The sequence below is a fragment of the Sphingobacterium sp. MAE genome (assembly GCF_056711605.1).
Map to the genome: position 1 here is coordinate 4,530,198 of NZ_CM160044.1, position 18,791 is coordinate 4,548,988.

At 36.5% G+C, this 18,791-nt stretch carries 16 protein-coding genes; 14 read left to right on the forward strand and 2 right to left on the reverse strand.

All coding sequences use genetic code 11. From position 1 onward, the window contains the following. Positions 1 to 7: 7 nt before the first annotated feature. The 5 genes from uvrA to AC06G9_RS19425 all read left to right on the forward strand — a co-directional run bounded on the left by uvrA (position 8) and on the right by AC06G9_RS19425 (position 7,594). Positions 8 to 2,848, forward strand: coding sequence for an excinuclease ABC subunit UvrA (gene uvrA, locus AC06G9_RS19405; RefSeq protein ID WP_094773323.1), 2,841 nt, complete (start codon positions 8 to 10; stop codon positions 2,846 to 2,848). Positions 2,849 to 2,981: 133 nt separating this feature from the next. After that, entirely contained in the window at positions 2,982 to 4,859 is a 1,878-nt protein-coding gene (gene mutL / locus AC06G9_RS19410; RefSeq protein WP_045753838.1) for a DNA mismatch repair endonuclease MutL, read from the forward strand. Positions 4,860 to 4,868: 9 nt separating this feature from the next. Beyond that, the gene (locus AC06G9_RS19415) at positions 4,869 to 5,591 is read left to right on the forward strand and encodes a rhomboid family intramembrane serine protease (protein WP_045753839.1); all 723 of its coding nucleotides are present in this window, start codon (positions 4,869 to 4,871) and stop codon (positions 5,589 to 5,591) included. Between the two features lie 13 nt (positions 5,592 to 5,604). Further along, on the forward strand, positions 5,605 to 6,486 hold the full coding sequence (locus AC06G9_RS19420) for a rhomboid family intramembrane serine protease (RefSeq protein WP_293925324.1): 882 nt from the start codon (positions 5,605 to 5,607) through the stop codon (positions 6,484 to 6,486). Beyond that, positions 6,479 to 7,594 carry an endonuclease/exonuclease/phosphatase family protein gene (locus AC06G9_RS19425; RefSeq protein ID WP_045753841.1) on the forward strand — a complete coding sequence of 372 codons (1,116 nt, stop codon included), beginning with the start codon at positions 6,479 to 6,481 and terminating at the stop codon, positions 7,592 to 7,594. The genes AC06G9_RS19420 and AC06G9_RS19425 overlap by 8 nt, the downstream gene beginning before the upstream one ends. Here AC06G9_RS19425 and AC06G9_RS19430 read toward each other — a convergent pair. Next, the gene (locus AC06G9_RS19430; protein ID WP_045753842.1) at positions 7,591 to 9,192 is read right to left on the reverse strand and encodes a S41 family peptidase; all 1,602 of its coding nucleotides are present in this window, start codon (positions 9,190 to 9,192) and stop codon (positions 7,591 to 7,593) included. The two genes, AC06G9_RS19425 and AC06G9_RS19430, sit on opposite strands and share 4 nt — an antisense overlap. A gap of 150 nt (positions 9,193 to 9,342) precedes the next feature. Between AC06G9_RS19430 and AC06G9_RS19435 the strand changes: the two genes are divergently transcribed. The 5 genes from AC06G9_RS19435 to AC06G9_RS19455 all read left to right on the forward strand — a co-directional run bounded on the left by AC06G9_RS19435 (position 9,343) and on the right by AC06G9_RS19455 (position 14,211). Further along, a complete protein-coding gene (locus AC06G9_RS19435) occupies positions 9,343 to 9,912 on the forward strand; it encodes a hypothetical protein (RefSeq protein WP_045753843.1) in 570 nt (189 codons plus the stop codon). A gap of 107 nt (positions 9,913 to 10,019) precedes the next feature. Further along, positions 10,020 to 11,417, forward strand: a complete 1,398-nt coding sequence (gene fumC, locus AC06G9_RS19440; protein ID WP_094773224.1) for a class II fumarate hydratase — start codon at positions 10,020 to 10,022, stop codon at positions 11,415 to 11,417. Between the two features lie 4 nt (positions 11,418 to 11,421). After that, a complete protein-coding gene (locus AC06G9_RS19445; protein ID WP_281046766.1) occupies positions 11,422 to 11,952 on the forward strand; it encodes a fumarate hydratase in 531 nt (176 codons plus the stop codon). Positions 11,953 to 12,040: 88 nt separating this feature from the next. Further along, entirely contained in the window at positions 12,041 to 13,210 is a 1,170-nt protein-coding gene (locus AC06G9_RS19450; protein WP_094773222.1) for an MFS transporter, read from the forward strand. A gap of 8 nt (positions 13,211 to 13,218) precedes the next feature. Then, positions 13,219 to 14,211, forward strand: coding sequence for an acyltransferase (locus tag AC06G9_RS19455; protein ID WP_480956964.1), 993 nt, complete (start codon positions 13,219 to 13,221; stop codon positions 14,209 to 14,211). 57 nt (positions 14,212 to 14,268) lie between these two features. On the opposite strand, the gene AC06G9_RS19460 is transcribed toward AC06G9_RS19455, so the two are convergent. Beyond that, positions 14,269 to 14,643 carry a DUF3127 domain-containing protein gene (locus AC06G9_RS19460; RefSeq protein WP_021187916.1) on the reverse strand — a complete coding sequence of 125 codons (375 nt, stop codon included), beginning with the start codon at positions 14,641 to 14,643 and terminating at the stop codon, positions 14,269 to 14,271. A 70-nt stretch (positions 14,644 to 14,713) separates the two neighbouring features. Here AC06G9_RS19460 and AC06G9_RS19465 point away from each other — a divergent pair, with 70 nt between their 5' ends. From AC06G9_RS19465 to AC06G9_RS19480, 4 genes are all read left to right on the forward strand, one after another. Next, entirely contained in the window at positions 14,714 to 15,895 is a 1,182-nt protein-coding gene (locus AC06G9_RS19465) for a THUMP domain-containing class I SAM-dependent RNA methyltransferase (protein ID WP_045753848.1), read from the forward strand. Continuing rightward, positions 15,888 to 16,535: an HD domain-containing protein gene (locus AC06G9_RS19470; RefSeq protein ID WP_045753849.1), complete on the forward strand. Its 648-nt coding sequence runs from the start codon at positions 15,888 to 15,890 to the stop codon at positions 16,533 to 16,535. Before AC06G9_RS19465 ends, AC06G9_RS19470 begins: the two co-directional genes overlap by 8 nt. A gap of 344 nt (positions 16,536 to 16,879) precedes the next feature. Then, entirely contained in the window at positions 16,880 to 17,644 is a 765-nt protein-coding gene (locus tag AC06G9_RS19475; RefSeq protein ID WP_094773220.1) for a glycerophosphodiester phosphodiesterase, read from the forward strand. Positions 17,645 to 17,822: 178 nt separating this feature from the next. After that, positions 17,823 to 18,659, forward strand: a complete 837-nt coding sequence (locus AC06G9_RS19480; protein ID WP_045752401.1) for an endonuclease/exonuclease/phosphatase family protein — start codon at positions 17,823 to 17,825, stop codon at positions 18,657 to 18,659. Positions 18,660 to 18,791: the final 132 nt, after the last annotated feature.

An 18,791-nucleotide genomic window follows, 5' to 3' on the forward strand; every position in this document is an offset into this window, starting at 1 on the left:
GGGTTACATGACAAAGAAAATCACACCAGATTTAGGTGAACAAAATGAAGTTCAAGTATTTGGAGCACGTGTACACAATCTCAAGAATATTGACATTTCATTTCCTAGAAACGAATTGGTTGTTATCACGGGACTAAGTGGTAGTGGTAAATCGTCATTAGCTTTTGACACGATCTATGCAGAGGGTCAAAGGCGGTATATGGAGACATTTAGTGCATACAGCCGTCAGTTTTTGGGTGGCATGGAGCGACCTGATGTCGATAAAATTTCCGGATTGAGCCCTGTTATTTCTATTGAACAAAAAACGACGAGCAAAAATCCGCGTTCGACAGTCGGTACCATTACTGAGGTTTATGATTTTATGCGTCTGCTATTTGCACGTGCGAGTGAGGCATTTTCTTATATAACGGGCAATCGCATGCAGCGCATGTCTGATGATCAAATTGTGGATCGCATTCTGACTGATTTTGATGGACAAGCTCTCAATATTTTGGCTCCTGTTATCAAGGGCCGTAAAGGTCACTACCGCGAATTATTTGAACAAATCCGTAAGCAGGGTTATGTAAAAGTTCGCGTTGATGGTGAAATTGTAGATCTCACGCCAAAGATGCAAGTGGATCGGTATAAAATACATGATATTGAGATTGTAGTAGACCGACTTAAAGTAACTGCCGATGATAAAAAGCGCCTGCAGACATCTGTTATGCAAGCGATGAAAACAGCGAAAGGAATTATCAAAGTGGCTAATCAGGAAAATGATGAACAATTTTTCAGCCGCTACTTAATGGATGCTGAATCGGGTATTTCTTATGATGAGCCACAACCGAATACCTTCTCTTTTAATTCGCCATATGGAGCTTGTCCAAAATGTGATGGTCTAGGTTATATCTTTGAAATTGATAAAAATACCGTTATTCCTGATCGTAAATTAAGTATTCAAAAAGGAGGTTTAGCGCCACTAGGCCCTGCAAAGGAAACTTGGAATTTCCAAGTTTTAAAAGCGGTTGCTAAAAAACTTGATTTTTCTCTGAGCACTCCTTTAGAGAAATTAACAGAAGAACAACTCGACACGTTACTATTTGGTGCTGAGGAACCTATTTCAGTAGCTGTTTCATATGGTAGTTATGATGTACGCGATTATCGGATCGAATTTTCGGGTATTTTCAAAATGCTTGAAGAGCAATCAGGCAAATCTAGCGACGATATGTCTTCTTTAGATGATTTCCGTTCGAAAATAGTCTGTCCAACTTGTCAAGGAGCACGATTGAAGAAAGAATCGTTGCATTTTAAATTTGCAGGTAAAAACATCTATGAACTGGCGCATATGGATATCAAATCCCTGTACGAATGGTTTTCAAATGTAAACGCTTCTTTGGATGAACGCCAACAGATCATCGCAACTGAAATCTTAAAAGAAATACAATCACGCTTAGGATTTCTATTGGATGTGGGATTAAACTACCTGACTATAGATCGTTCTTCAAAATCACTTTCTGGAGGAGAAGCTCAACGTATCCGACTTGCGACACAAATCGGTTCTCAGCTCGTCAATGTCTTGTATATTTTGGATGAGCCGAGTATTGGTCTCCATCAAAGAGACAATGAAAGATTGATCAATTCTTTAAAAAATTTACGTGATATCGGCAACTCGGTATTAGTTGTTGAACATGATAAAGACATGATTTTGAATGCCGATTATGTCATTGATATGGGGCCTGCCGCAGGTGTAAACGGTGGTCAGGTGGTGGCTGAGGGAAAACCAACAGATATTTTGAAATCAAAATCTTTAACAGCGGCTTATTTAAATGGCAAAAAAGAGGTTGCCATCCCTTCTGAAAGAAGAGCTGGCAATGGAAAAACATTATCACTTAAAGGAGCTACAGGAAATAATTTGAAAAATGTTTCTGTAGATTTTCCGTTAGGAAAATTGATTTTAGTTTCTGGTGTTTCCGGTTCTGGAAAATCAAGTTTGATTACAGGTACATTATATCCTATTCTAAATAAACATTTTTTCCGTGCTAAAGGTATCCCTCTCCCCTTTAAGAGTATTGATGGATTAGAGCATATTGATAAGGTGATTGAAATCGACCAGAGTCCGATCGGTCGTACACCACGATCAAATCCTTCTACTTATACAGGTGTATTTTCAGATATCAGAACCTTGTTTGTTCAACTACCTGAAGCGAAAATAAGAGGCTATAAACCCGGAAGATTCTCCTTTAATGTCAAGGGTGGACGCTGTGAAACCTGCCAAGGTGGGGGAATGAAAGTCGTTGAAATGAACTTTCTACCTGATGTTCAGGTTCCTTGTGAAACATGTCATGGAAAACGCTATAACAGAGAAACTTTGGAAGTACGCTTCAGAAGTAAATCCATATCCGATGTATTGGACATGAGTGTGGATGAGGCTGTTGTTTTCTTCGAAAACATCCCTTCTATCTATCGTAAAATAAAAACATTGCAGGATGTTGGCTTAGGATATATTACATTGGGACAGTCATCGACAACGCTATCTGGAGGTGAAGCTCAACGGATTAAATTGGCTACTGAGCTCTCTAAAAAAGATACCGGTAACACCTTCTATATCTTGGATGAGCCAACTACGGGTCTACACTTTGAAGACGTGAATGTGTTGATGGGTGTGATCAACCGCTTGGTTGACCGTGGTAATACCATCTTGATCATTGAGCATAATTTAGATGTGATTAAGTGCGCCGACTGGGTCATCGATATTGGTCCTGAAGGAGGTAAAGATGGTGGTAAAGTATTATTTTCTGGTACACCAGAAGGCTTAATCAAAAATAAGGATAGCGAAACGGCCCGATTCCTAAAGTTGGAAATGAAATAATCCAGATTAAATTTGATACACCTAGTTGGTGTATCAAATTTAAAGCATGAAAGTTGATAAGTAATGTAATTTATACGACAACTTTCTAACGGAATTAAAATCATTCCTCATTAATTTCGTAACTTCGCATCATATGTCGGATATTATTCAATTACTACCAGATAATGTTGCCAATCAGATTGCAGCAGGTGAAGTCGTACAAAGACCTGCCGCTGCTATTAAAGAATTGATTGAAAATGCTATAGATGCTGGAGCTGACAAGATACAATTGATCATCAAAGATGCTGGAAAATCATTAATTCAAGTGATTGATAATGGTTGTGGAATGAGCGTGACGGATGCACGTCTTTGTTTTGAACGACATGCTACTTCCAAAATTCGTAAAGCAGAAGACTTGTTTGCCATTCGTACAATGGGATTTCGTGGAGAAGCGATGGCTTCTATCGCAGCCATTGCGCATGTAACATTGAAAACACGTCGCTTTGAGGATGAATTGGGTACTGTTGTCGAGATCGAAGGTTCAAAAATCATCACTCAAGCTCCTGAAGCAGTAGCTGCAGGCACCAATATTTCTATTAAAAATCTTTTTTTCAATATACCCGCACGCCGTAACTTTTTAAAAAGTAACTCGGTAGAAATGCGCCATATTATAGAAGAATTTCAACGGATAGCATTAGCTAATCCGGAGATCTTTTTGACTCTACATAGTGATGGAAATGAAATGTTTCATTTACCAGCGGAGACCTTAAAACAGCGTATTGTTCATCTTTTTGGGAATACATACAATCAGCGATTAGTACCTGTGGAAGAGGATACTTCTATTATTAAGGTGAATGGCTTTGTCGGTAAGCCTCAATTTGCTAAAAAAACAAGGGGTGAGCAATTTTTCTTTGTCAACAAAAGATTTATCAGAGATCATTATCTGAATCATGCTGTTATGAATGCCTTTGAGGAAATTCTTCCTGCAGAGACCTTTCCTTTGTATGTATTATTTATTGATATTGATCCTTCAAAAATCGATATTAATGTTCATCCAACGAAGACCGAGATTAAATATGAAGATGAAAAAGCGATTTATGCCATCATCCGATCTGCTGTCAAAAGATCCCTCGGTCGCTATAACATTGCACCATCGCTGGATTTTGAGCAAGAAACAGGTTTTTCGAACATGATTACTCCAAAACCTTTGGATGAAATCATTGTGCCTACCGTTAGTTTCAACCCTGATTTTAATCCTTTTGAACCGGATCAAGTCACTAAAACAACATTTTCACGTGCTGATAACTATATGGCAGGTTTTGAGAAAAAATCGGCCATTCCACAAAATTGGGATACTTTATATCAAATCACAGAGCGAGATGAATCCATGCAGTTGCCGCTTGAACATGAGCAGCAAGAGCGTTCTATTCATCAACTACCCGGGGTTAATAGTCAAGTAACTACCAAGCAGTTTTTTCAAATCCACAATAGATTTATTGTCTCGCAGATTCATTCTGGAGTCATGCTCATCGATCAACAGGCGGCACACGAACGTATTTTGTTTGAACAATTCAAATCACAGCTCGACCAACACAAAGGATTGAGCCAACAAAGTTTATTCCCACAAAGTATTGACTTAAATCCATCAGATAATGAATTGATGCAAGATCTTTTGGAAGATATCCAAAGTTTAGGGTTTCAAATTCGTTCATTTGGTAAAAATAGTTACATTATTGACGGTATTCCTGCAGATCTAGGGACTGGAATTGATGAACGTAAAATCATTGAACAGATTTTAGAAGACTATAAAAACAATTTGAGCGATTTTAAAATTGAAAAACGCGAAAATTTAGCGAAAAGCCTAGCACGCAATGCTGCAATAAAACCAGGAACTTTCTTGGATAACAATGCGATATCAGAACTTATTGATCAATTATTTGCTTGCGAATCTCCAAATATTTCTATTTTCGGAAAACCAATCGTTATTACCATTACCTTACAGGAACTCCTAGAAAAGTTTAGTAAAAACTAATTTAAATTTATGAATAGCGCTAACCCTCTTTCAAATTTACCTACAGTAACTAAAAACTTACTTATCATAAATGTGGTTTGTTTTGTTGGTTCGATGATCTTTGAAAACTCAACGAGACTTTTTGGGGTCTATTATCCTGACTCTCCTTTTTTCAATGTGTGGCAAATCATTACCTATATGTTTATGCATGGAGGTTTTACACATATTTTCTTTAATATGTTTTCACTAGTGATGTTTGGTCCGATCATCGAACAGGTATTGGGATCAAAGCGTTTTCTAAATTTTTATTTATTAACTGGAATTGGAGCTCTGGTTCTTCAATTTGGCGTACAGGCATTTGAAGTGTATCAAATCGCTGGTGTAGTTAATCCAGGCAGTAGTCTAAAGTTTGATATGATCTCGGGCATGGTATATAGCGATAGCCCTAATATATCTCAGGCAGGTTTAGGAACTTTAGTTTCAATCTATAATACGCCATTGGTAGGTGCTTCTGGTGCTATTTATGGTTTGTTGTTAGCTTTTGCCTACTTATTCCCCAATCTCAAGCTTGCACTTATCTTTATACCTGTACCGATAAAGGCGAAATATTTTATCCCAATCATGATCTTGATTGAAATCTATTTAGGATTTTCAAATTCAGGAGGGTCTATTGCCCATTTAGCGCACGTTGGAGGAGCATTATTTGGTTACCTATTGCTAAAAGCTTGGGGTATTAAAAAAGGAATATATTAATTATCTTTATAACATGAGGGAAAATTCGTTCAAAAACTTTATCAGGACAACCTTCGGTTCAGGATCCCCTATTCCATTTATTATCAGTGGAAATGTTGCTCTGTTTATCTTGATCTATCTTTTTGATATTCTTTTTGAATTGAAGATTATACCTACACCTCTTTTTCAATGGACGGTCGATCAATTAAGTTTACCTACAAATTTTCAAGCTTTTATTCAACAGCCTTGGTCTCTACTGACTTACAATTTTCTTTATACGGGACTATTTAATGTTGCTTTTGATTGTTTATGGCTCTATTGGTTAGGGAATATTTTCTTCAATTTTCTAAATAAACGACAATTTCTGTTTATTTATATCTTTTCTGGGTTGCTTGCGGGACTGATCTTTTTGATCTTTTCACATCTTGCACTTTTTTCTAATTTACCTAATCCTTATTTAAATACAGGTTCGATCACTATTGCGGCCATTTTAGCATCAATAGCGACTTTAGTTCCTAAATATGAACTGAGGCTTCTATTATTTGGAAATGTAAAATTAAAGACCATTGCTATTGTGTATTTTGCCATACAATTCTTATTCTTCATACTAACAAATAAACCAGCTGCTATCAGTTATTTTTGCGCTGTTATATTTGGCATGGGGTACACTTATGCATTGCAATCTGGTATGGATTGGTCTAAAATATTTAAAAAGAAAGATAAAAAACGTTCAAAACTAAAAGTAGTAGTCGGACATGGTGAACGATCAATGCCTCAACACCGATATGATTTACCCAATCAGGATCAGATCGACCAAATATTGGATAAGATATCTTTATCCGGATACGATAGTTTAAGTACTCACGAAAAAGAAATTCTATTTAAAGCAAGCAATAACAATAAGATAGATGGCTAGGCGGGCACTCGTAAAAAAAAGATTGGGTTATTTGAGCAGGACGGTTTTCATTTTCAACATTCTTGCCATTGTTGCCTTATTGATTAGTTATTCAGCCGCTTTCATCAATCCTAAGACATTTTGGCCAATTGCTTTTTTTGGTCTAGGATACCTGCCTATTCTCCTTATAAACATCGGTTTTATTGCTTATTGGTTATTACGAAAGCCAAAAATGCTAATCTTTTCTTTGCTGACCATCCTAATCGGATGGCCTTTATTAACCAAACATTGGAACCCCAGGTCCACCGCTCCAATTACTGCAAAAACAACAGATTATATTCGTGTTTTAAGTTTCAATGCTCATCTTTTTAAGGATATACACGATGCTAAGAAAAACTTTAAAAATGATGCCTTGACAATATTGGATAGTATCAAACCTGACATCGTATGTTTTCAGGAATATTACAGTAAAATAAAAGGAAAATACGTCATCTCCAATGAATTTAAAATCAAACTGGGGTATGACTATCATTACTTTGCTGAAAGTTCTAAGAATGATTATGAGGCTTATGGTATGACTATTTTTTCGAAATATCCGATTGTGAATTCAGGAAATATTTTAGACAATGACTATGGTATCAATCGAATTTCTTATGCTGATATTAAGAAAAATGACAGTACAATTCGCGTATACAATGTTCATCTCAGATCATTTGCGCTTCAAAATGAAGATAAAGAATTTATTCAAAATCCATCAAGTAAAAATGAAACCCACAATCAAGCTTCAAGACGTTTGGGCAGAAAGCTAAAAAATGCTTTTGAATTCAGAAGTGAGCAAGCTAGTTCTTTAAAAAGACATATGAACGCCTGTACTTCTCCGTACATCGTGATGGGAGATTTTAATGATACACCAATGAGTTATTCTGTAAATCTAGTGAGCAAAGGTCTTCATAATGCCTTTAAAGAAAAAGGTGCCGGCTGGGGAGTCACACATTATGAAATGTTGCCGATCTTTCAGATTGATTATATTTTTGCCAGCCCTGCATTTGAGGTATTAAATTATCACGTGGTCAAAAGAAAGCTATCTGATCACTATCCGATCTGGAGTGATCTAAAATTGAAAAACTAGCTGATCTGAATACCTAATGCACGTAAGGCACTTGCAACAAATTGATCTTTCCTGTTCTTGATCTTAAAATAAGCTTCTCTACCAAAATAATACCGCCCGACCAAAGCTTCGATGTCAGACTGAATGATCTGATGAAGGCGATCTGCCTCTAACTTATTGACCGCAATACCTTTTCTAGATAAAAAGGAAATAAAATCATTAAATTCTTGATCTGGTAAATTATAACCACTTAAGAAATTTTCTATTGAGTATGCTGGCAATTTCTTTGTAAAACGATCATAGACAAACTCTTGTATACTATTGGAATGATAAATCTCTCTATACTTGGCACTTATTTCATTGGAGTCTATAGGGATTACAATATCAGGCTGTATACCTCCTCCTCCAAATAACATTTTGCCTTTGCTAGTGGTATACATTTCATGTGTATTATACTCTGTATCCAATGTCCAAAGATCAAATGTGGTCATATATTTAGACTGATCATAATTTGCCCGAGTATACTTTCTTTGAATACACCGTCCTAATGGCGTGTAATAGCGAGCAACAGTCAGGTTGACTGCAGATCCATCTGCAAAGTCAAACTGCTCTTGAACCAATCCTTTTCCATAAGATCTGCGACCGACTACGGTACCTCTATCCAAATCCTGTAGAGCTCCGGTCACAATTTCACTTGCCGAGGCTGTTTCTTCATTAATAAGAACAACAATACGACCGTCACTAAAGTTGCCAGGCTCGGTAGAGAAGTAGTCACGACGTAACTCGTTTGCTCCTTCAGTATACATCAACAGGCGTTTCTCTTTGAAAAACATGCTGGCCATTTCAATGGCGGTATGTACATAACCACCACCATTACCTCTAAGGTCTAAAATCAGATCTTGGGCGCCACTTTTTTTCAGGTCACGCAATTTAATTTTAAAATCTTCGGAAGTCTGATGCCCAAAGCGTCGGATTTTTACATAAGCAATTTTAGGTGCTATCATGTAGGAGGCATCTAATGTACTTACGGATACTTGATCACGTACAACTTTTAAAGGTGTAGTTAGAATTTCATCATTACGTTTGATCATGATATCAACGGTAGAACCCTTCTTACCACGAATTAATTTATCGACCACGTGCTCGGTAACACGAACACCGGCAATATTTCGATTGGCTATTTTAATTAAACGATCGCCAATTTTCATTCCTGATTTTTCTGCTGGACCACCAGCGATCATACCCACAACTAGCAGTGTATCGTTGAGATTAAAATATTCAACACCAATACCATCAAAGGTTCCTTCAAGGGCTTCTGCTTGCGCTAAACGTTCGTTGGGTTTAAGATATGTAGAAAACGGATCTAATCGGGTGATGATATGTTGAATGGCTTCATCTTGAATGGTATCTAGACTCACTTTATCCACATAATTATCTGAAATTAAGTTAACTAAATATTGAACTTTCTCAGAATTTCCAGTTAATCCACCGGCTAGAATAGAAGTCGATTGTTTATTACCTTGTTCATCGGCATATTTCTGCCCAAGCAATAGACCCACGAGTAAAACTCCTGCGTATGTTGCTGCTACAAAAATATTCCGTTTTATACTTCCTTGCATATGAAAAGATGCTTCAAAAATACTAAGTTTTATTCATTAATACCACAATAAATGACGTGATTTTTATGTTAAAACAAAAGTTATTAAAAGTGGTTAATATCTGAAAGTTTTCTCAACTTTGTCTTTGTAACAATCAAATAATCTGCCAAAATGCACGAAATTGAACCTTTTTACAATTGGAGACATGATTATATTGCATCGGAAGATGAACAATCTCCTTTTTATGGAACAATATATAATGAATTTGAATACGATAAACAGATTTATAATTTCCTTTTACATCCCCAATGGGATGATTTTGGTTCACATACGCTGTATTTAAAAGTACTATTTGTGGACTATGAGAAGCAGTATGGTATCATCGAGCTTATCGGCGAATGGAATGATGCAATTGACAACGATATCATGATCTTGAAACGTGAATTGATTGATTTAATGATCGCCGAGGGAATCAATCATTTTATATTGATAGGTGAAAATCTACTTAATTTCCATGCTTCTGATGACACTTATTATGAAGAGTGGTTTCAGGATATTGAGGATGGCTGGATAGCTGCTGTCAATTTTAGACAGCATGTTGTTACGGAATTTATGCAAAATAACATCGACTATTATATCAATTTTGGCGGACATCTTAATGATCTTCCTTGGCGCACTTTAAAACCCATTCAAATTTTTCACCATATCAATGAACAATTAACAAAACGATTGAATGGTTAGGGAGATTTGAAGAAATTATGACATTCAAATTCAATTAAGATGAACTCTTTGAATGGCTGTTCTCTATATTTTTACTTAACTTTGTTACATCAAAAAAATCAAACGCTATGTCATTTAGAATAGAAAAAGATACCATGGGTGAAGTTCAAGTTCCAGCAGATAAATACTGGGGAGCTCAAACAGAACGTTCACGCAACAACTTCAAAATCGGTCCTGCAGCATCTATGCCTCATGAAATTATCGAAGGTTTTGCTTACTTAAAAAAAGCTGCAGCTTATGCTAATGCTGAATTAGGTGTATTACCTATTGAGAAACGTGATGCTATCGCAGCTGTTTGTGATGAGATCTTAGCTGGTCAATTGGATGATCAATTTCCATTGGTAATCTGGCAAACAGGTTCGGGTACGCAATCGAACATGAATTTAAATGAAGTCATTGCAAATCGTGCTCAGGTATTAGCTGGATTCAAAATTGGAGAAGGTGAGCCTGTTTTAAAAGCGAATGATGATGTAAATAAATCACAATCTTCAAATGATACTTATCCTACTGGTATGCACATCGCAGCCTATAAAGCTGTAGTTGAGGTGACCATACCAGGTGTTGAAAAACTTCGTGATACCTTAGCAAAGAAATCTGCTGAGTTTATGAAAGTTGTCAAAATTGGCCGTACGCACTTAATGGATGCTACCCCTTTGACATTAGGTCAAGAATTATCAGGCTATGTTGCTCAATTGAGCTACGGTATTAAAGCTGTTAAAAATACGTTAGCGCATTTATCTGAATTGGCATTGGGTGGTACTGCAGTTGGCACTGGATTAAACACGCCTGCTGGATATGATGTACTAGTAGCGAAATATATTGCACAATTTACGGGTCATCCTTTCATCACGGCTGAGAATAAATTTGAAGCTTTAGCTGCTCATGATGCCATCATTGAGTCTCATGGTGCATTGAAACAATTAGCAGTTTCTTTAAATAAAATCGCTAATGATATCCGCATGTTGGCTTCTGGTCCACGTTCAGGTATTGGTGAGATCATCATCCCTGAAAATGAACCGGGTTCTTCTATCATGCCTGGAAAAGTAAATCCAACTCAGTGTGAAGCTTTAACTATGGTTGCTGCTCAAGTAATGGGCAATGATGTTGCGATCACAATAGGTGGTACGCAGGGTCATTATGAACTGAACGTTTTCAAACCATTGATGGCGGCTAACTTCTTACAATCTGCTCGATTAATCGGTGATGCATGTATATCATTTGAAGAGCACTGTGCTAGCGGTATCGAACCAAACTACGCTCGTATTAAGGAATTAGTAGATAACTCTTTAATGTTAGTAACGGCTTTAAATACTAAAATTGGATACTATAAGTCTGCAGAAATTGCTCAGACAGCGCATAAAAATAATTCAACATTAAAAGAAACAGCTATTGCATTGGGTTATGTAACTGCTGCAGAATTTGATGAATGGGTAAAGCCTGAAGATATGGTCGGGAGCTTAAAATAAGCTTATGATGTCCTATCTAACTAAAAGTAAAAATATAAAAGCATACCTATTCGTTACAATAGGTATGCTTTTGCTGTTTGGGAGCTGTAAGTTTAATTCGGAAATGCAGAGTGAAGGTGCAAGTTATTTGCAAGGAGAATGGAAGCAAGATCGTATTCCTCATCAGGACCAAATGCTGCAATACACACTTACGGAATTTCGTTTTACCTGTGATTCGATCTATGCGCGTATGTATGTTCATTCGAAAACAAAACAAATTGCAGATAGTTGCTACAATAACGGTTCCTGGGTTGAATATGCTAAAGGTCTCTATGTTGTCCGTGGTGACAGCGTAATTGTGGACGGTATTTATGTTAAAGAAAATGGAAAACAAAAATTATCGGGCTGCTACCGTCAGGGACAGTATCTACCTCGATTTAAAGTTGCTTCCCATTCAAAGGACTCTTTGGTCTTAGAAAATAAATATGATCAGCGCCCTATCATTTTACGGAAAACTAAAGACGTAATTTGTGTCCCGCAAAAGCGTTGGCAATAAAACAAACTAAACATACACATAGCCATTTAATCATTAAATGGCTTTTTCTATCATTAATGACGCGCTCGTCACTATCTGAGCAAAAAATATGAATAAAGGAATTATTGCATTGGCCTTTGGAGGTCTTGCTATAGGAATGACAGAATTCTCGATGATGGGAATCTTACCTGATATAGCAAAGGATTTGAACATCGACATTCCAACCGCTGCCCATTTAATAGCATTATATGCGATAGGGGTTGTTGTTGGAGCTCCAACGTTAGTATTATTATCTGGAAAATACCCGCCTAAAAATGTATTGCTGTTTTTAATGGTTCTATTTTTCATTTTTAATGGATTATTTGCCATTTCACCAACTCACTTTACTATTCAACTTTCTCGGTTTATGTCAGGCTTACCCCATGGTGCATTCTTCGGTGTAGGGTCTGTTGTTGCTGCAAGATTAGCTCCGAAAGGAAAAGAGGCTCAAGCTATATCGATCATGTTTACGGGAATGACCATTGCAAACTTGGCTGGTGTACCGCTCGGAACATATATCGGTCATCATTACTCATGGCGCATTACTTATGGTGTCATCAGTGCTCTTGGTCTGCTTACATTTATGATGATATATCTGTGGTTGCCAAAAATTGAATCTTCTAAACACAATGACATCATCGCACAACTCAGTTTTTTTAAAAAGAGTGAGGCTTGGTTGCTGATGGCTATTATTTCCATCGGGACTGGAGGGCTTTTTGCCTGGATCAGCTATATCGCTCCATTAGTTACCAATGTATCTGGACTTGAAGCGAATCGGGTGCCACTCATTATGGTTTTAATTGGTATTGGCATGTTCTTTGGCAATCTTCTAGGTGGAAAATTGGCAGATACCATTTCTCCAACAAAAGCGGCCATTGCTAGTTTTAGTTCCATGGCAATATGTCTAGTCATTGTTTTTTTTATCTCTCCATTTCAATGGTCTGCGTATATCATGGCCTTTATTACTGGCTTAGTTTCATTTACTATTGGTCCTCCAACGCAGATGATGTTAATTAGAACTGCTAAAGGAGCAGAGACATTGGCTGCTGCAGGTGGTCAGGCTGCCTTTAATTTAGGAAATACTTTAGGTGCCTATTTAGGGGGTATTCCGATTATCTATGGACTGGCTTACAATACACCCTCTTTGGTAGGTGTTGGTATGGCGACAATTGGCGCTTTACTTACTTTGGTATTTTTGGTACAGTATGTGCAAAAGAATCGTATTCCAATTGCAGACTAACGGATAAGATGCCACACAAACTCAGCTATATCAGCATCCTACGTATTATTGCAACTATTGCAGTTATTGCGATACATGCCTCATCGGGTTATCTCAATGGCTCTGATATAGCTGGTTTTGATTGGAAATATGCCAACCTAATCAATAGTTTTACACGCTTTTCTGTCCCTGTTTTTGTGATGCTCTCAGGGGCTCTCCTATTGACAAAGGAGGAAAATACAAGTGAATTTTATAAAAAAAGATTACTTAAACTCTGCTATCCATTTATTTTCTGGACTATAATTTACATCTTTTACAATACGGATGTAATTCATTTAGGGAAAGATGAATTGATTGAAACGATTGTCTACAGACTTAAAAATGGTGCAAATGCACATTTGTGGTATCTATACATGATCATAGGTCTTTATCTAGCAATTCCTTTTCTTCAAAAAATAGTGCAACATGCAACAACAAAAGAACTGGAAATATTTCTGATCTTATGGTTTGTCTCCTTGTTTATTTTTAATAAAAACTTACCTACTTATCTGCCTAAATTAGATCTCACATTTTTCTCTAGCTACACGGGATACTTAATTTTAGGTTATTATTTGAACATAAAAGATTTTGGTTCCTTGAAATGGTGGTTTTTGGGTATTTTTATCATTACCGCATGGGGTACTTCCTATTTTACCTATACAATGAGTTTGAATGCGCATGAGTTTCGCCCTCTTTTATATGGGTACTTATCACCTAATACTGTTCTTATAGCAGCTAGTTTATTTATTTTTATCAAATCCGTATCAAAAAGTAGGACACTTCCTAAATGGGCCATTTGGATCGATCATTATAGCTTTGGTATATACCTCTGTCATATTCTTATACTAAATTATGTACATCCGATATTACCAGTTGGAACGTTTTTAAAGATTCCATTAGCGACTTTTATTACACTTTTGATCAGTATACTACTCACTTATAGTATTCGAAAGATACCGCTAGGTAAATACGTTTCAGGCTAATAAAAAAGCTTCAATTGAATCAATTGAAGCTTTTTTATATTTTAGATTGTCGCAGGACTAGAAAGGTAAATCATCATCGTCATTTGAACCTGACAAGTCAACTGGAGCTGGCATTTCAGCATAACCTGGAGCAGGAGCTGAAGCGGCAGTATTGGCCAATTTTGTAACTCTCCAAGCAACTAATGAATTGAAGTATGTTGTTACACCTTCTTTATTTGTCCAAGGACGACCACGTAAATTGAAAGAAACTTCAATTTCTTCACCTACTGTTAAACCATCAAAAATTGATGTTCTATCTTGAGTAGCTTCAAAGCGAATATATTCAACAAACTGCGGATTCTCAGCGTAAGCCACGATTATATCACGCTTTTTAAATGACTCTGTTACTTGTTGCGTAGCACCTATTTCGTGTACTTTTCCTCTAATTTCCATAATCAAAAATATTAAACCGTAAAAATAAGCATTTTTTGAGTAAGAGATTAACTAACTTTGTACAAATATTATGGAAGTTTTCAACACCCCCAATAAAATCATCATCACTTGCAATAAGAGACTTTCTCCTTATTTGCAACAAGAAGTCGAAGAACTTGGCTTCGAGATCAAACGTTCATTCTCTACTGGTGTAGAATTATTTAACACTTTGAATGAAACGATTAAATTAAATTTAAACTTGCGTACGGCTTCGCAGATCTTATATTCTATCAAAGAATTTAAGGCATCAAACCCTCAAGAGCTATACGATGAATTGAAAAACATCGCTTGGGAAGAACTGATTGCTTTTGATGGATATTTCTCTGTGACTTCGAATGTGGATAATGAAACAATCACTACGCCATTATTTGCAAATTTGAAGGTTAAGGATGCTATTGTAGATCGTATCAAAGAAAAGAAAGACATCCGTCCTAACTCAGGTTCTGACAGTAATAAAGCTGTTGTGCATTTGTATTGGAAAGATGATCGTGCCGAGGTTTTCATCGATTCATCTGGTGAAACATTAGCAAAGCATGGCTACCGTAAACATCCCGGAAAAGCACCGATGCTAGAAGCATTAGCTGCTGGCACAATTTTAGCTTCTAAATGGGATGGTCAGTCGTCTTTTGTCAATCCAATGTGCGGTTCAGGTACTTTGGCAATCGAAGCGGCATTGATCGCGACCAATCGTCGTCCAGGCCTTTACCGCATGAACTATTCGTTTATGCACTTTATAGGGTATGACGAAGAGGTGTTTTTTCAAGAGAGAAGAAATCTGAAAGAACAGGTCAACAAAAAAGCAAATCCAAAAATTGTAGCTTCGGATCTTTCGCAGCAGGCAGTAGATATTGCGATCATGAATGCCAAGACAGCGGGTGTAGATCAGCTGATTGATTTTCAAGTTTGTGATTTTGCAGATACAACTGTACCGCAAGAAGAAAAAGGAATTGCTATATTTAACCCAGAATATGGTGAACGCCTTGGTAATCATAGTCAACTGGAATTAACATATAAACGTGTAGGTGACTTTCTAAAACAAAACTGCAAGGGTTATAGAGGTTATATTTTTACTGGAAATCCTGATCTTGCAAAGAAAATTGGATTACGTGCTTCCAGAAAGGTAGAATTTTATAACGGTAAACTGGATTGTCGTCTATTAGAATACGAATTGTACGAGGGAACTCGAGAAAAACCAAAAGTAATTTATGAATAAGATTATTGAAAGTACGGTTGCATTTGTACAGGACAGATTAAAATTTGCTGAATCTGGTCATGATTGGTCTCATATCCAACGCGTATGGAACAACACAAAATTAATTCTTCAAACGGAAGATGCGGATTACCAAATTTGTGAATTAGCTGCTCTACTTCATGATATCGCGGATAGTAAATTCCATGATGGAGATGAATCCATTGGTCCGCGTGTTGCCGGTGAATTTTTATCATCATTGGATCTAGATAAGGAGGTTATTGACCATGTTCAAAAAATTATTTTAAACATGTCATTTAAAGCAAGTCTAGGAGAAATCGCTTTCCACTCAAAGGAACTTGAAATCGTTCAAGATGCTGATCGCCTAGATGCAATCGGTGCAATTGGTGTTGCCAGAGCGTTTAATTATGGCGGACACAAAAACAGAGAAATGTACAACCCTAATATTGCTGTTCAAGAATATCAGGATAAAGAAAGCTACAAACATTCTGAAGCACCTACAATCAATCATTTTCATGAGAAACTTTTATTGCTAAAGGATAAAATGAATACAAAAGCTGCTCAAGCAATTGCCGAAAAAAGACATGCATTTATGCTTTCTTTTTTAGATGAGTTTTACGCGGAGTGGGAAGGTAAAAGATAAGATACATAAAACTTAATATTTCCTTAATTAGGAGATTATAAAAAAATGGTACTTTAGATGATTGATTGATCATTATCTAGGTACCATTTTTTTTGTTTAAATTTAATTTTCAAAAATCTATAAAGTAAGAGTGTTCACCAGAAACTGGAGAGATTTCAAACTAAAAATCTGCTTAATCTGTCATGAATGGTGCATGATTTAACATTATGGCAATAGCCAAATGATTTATAGCATGAAACCATCATGAGCTAATCACGCTTAAAGGTCTAGATAAATAAAAGACACATGATCGTTCCTTTTTAAGTCACAAACCGAGCTTACGGGCTCACGAAGTAATATATCTGATGAAAAAAAAAGTTTTAGTAATCCTTGCCGCTATGGCCGTTATGGGAATTTCCGAATTAACAGCACAAACAAAAATTATTGCTCACCGTGGAGCATTTAAAAACACTAAGCTACCAGAGAACTCGATCGCTTCTTTAAAGGCAGCTAAAGAGCTTAATCTTTGGGGATCTGAATACGATGTACACTTAACAAAAGATAATATTCTCGTGGTCAATCATGACAACGATTTTTATGGAATTGATATAGCCACATCCACATATCAAGATTTATTAGCTAAAACACATCCGAATGGTGAAAAAATCCCTACGCTTGAAGAATTTATTAAGGCAGGTTTAAAACTTAAGGGACTAAAATTAATCTTGGAATTAAAAACAAACAAATTAGGGTTAGAGCGTACACTGGAAGCTACTGAAAAAGCTGTTGCGTTAGTAAAAGAATTAAAAGCTGAAAAAGTAACAGAATATATTGCGTTCAGTTATGATGCCTGTAAAAAGATTCATGAATTGGATCCGAAAGCTAAAGTATCCTATTTAAATGGCGATATTGCTCCTGACCAAATCAAAAAAGATGGGCTGACAGGTATCGACTATCACCTGAGTGTGTTCACGAAACATCCAACTTGGTTGCAAGAGGCAAAGGCATTGAAATTAACCACTAACGCTTGGACAGTCAATGCGGAATCTGATATGAAATCACTACTTGACCAAAAGATTGATTATATCACGACCAACGAGCCTGAATTGTTAAAGACTTTACTGAAGTAATATGTATAAAGGATCATAGTCATTAACTTATAATAATGAATTCTGACTATGATCCATTCATTGCTTAAAATGGACTGAGGCTAATTATCATGCCTTGACCTCAACTTCTGAATAATAACCTTCGTGTAAATGTTTATAAAAATACTCCTAACCTTTACACGCATAAAACTATATGCTAATGAAAAAACTTATTTTTACATTCTTTATCTTAATTACAGGTTTATCCTATTCCATCGCACAACAAATGCGTGTAGCTACCTATAATATCAGACAGAAAAATGATCATGATACCGGAAATATGTGGGATGAGCGTAAAGATGCTGTTGCCAATCTGATCAAATATCATCAGTTTGAAATTTTTGGAATACAGGAGGCATTTATAGAACAAGTAAAGGACCTACAGGATCGTCTACCGGATTTTAAATCTGTGGGTGTTGGTCGTGACGATGGTGCGGAAAAAGGAGAACACTCTTCTATATTTTATAATCAAAATCGCTTTGAAGCAAAGAAGAGTGGTACCTTTTGGTTGTCAGCTACTGATACTAAGCAACCGAATAAAGGATGGGATGCCGCATTACCACGGATCTGTACTTGGGTGGTCTTGAAAGATAAAAAAAGTGGTAAATCATTTATTTTTATGAATACCCACTTTGACCATGTAGGTATAGAAGCGAGAAAAGAAAGTGCTAAATTAATCTTGGCTAAAGCAAAAGAGTTGGCAGGAAATCTGCCACTGATCTTAACCGGAGATTTTAATGTTGATGAACATAATGAAGCCTATTTCACGTTGGCAAACAGTAAAACAGTTGTTGATAGCTATACCGTGAGCCCTCGCCGTTACGAACCTAGCTCGTCTTTTAATGGTTGGGGTAAAAGCATCAAACCTAAAGAACGCATTGACCATATCTTTGTTGTACCTCAAATAAAGGTTTTAGACTATGCTATACTGACGGATACCTATCAAGGAAAATTTCCGTCGGATCACTTTCCTGTGACGATTGATCTGATATTATAAATGATTTGAATTGTGTCAGATTAAAACCTGACACAATTTGACACTTTGGTGGCTACTTACCTTTCCTTTTAAAGTTACATTTGGTTTTATTCCAGCTTGCTATTGATAAGCGTTAATATAAATAATAAGTCT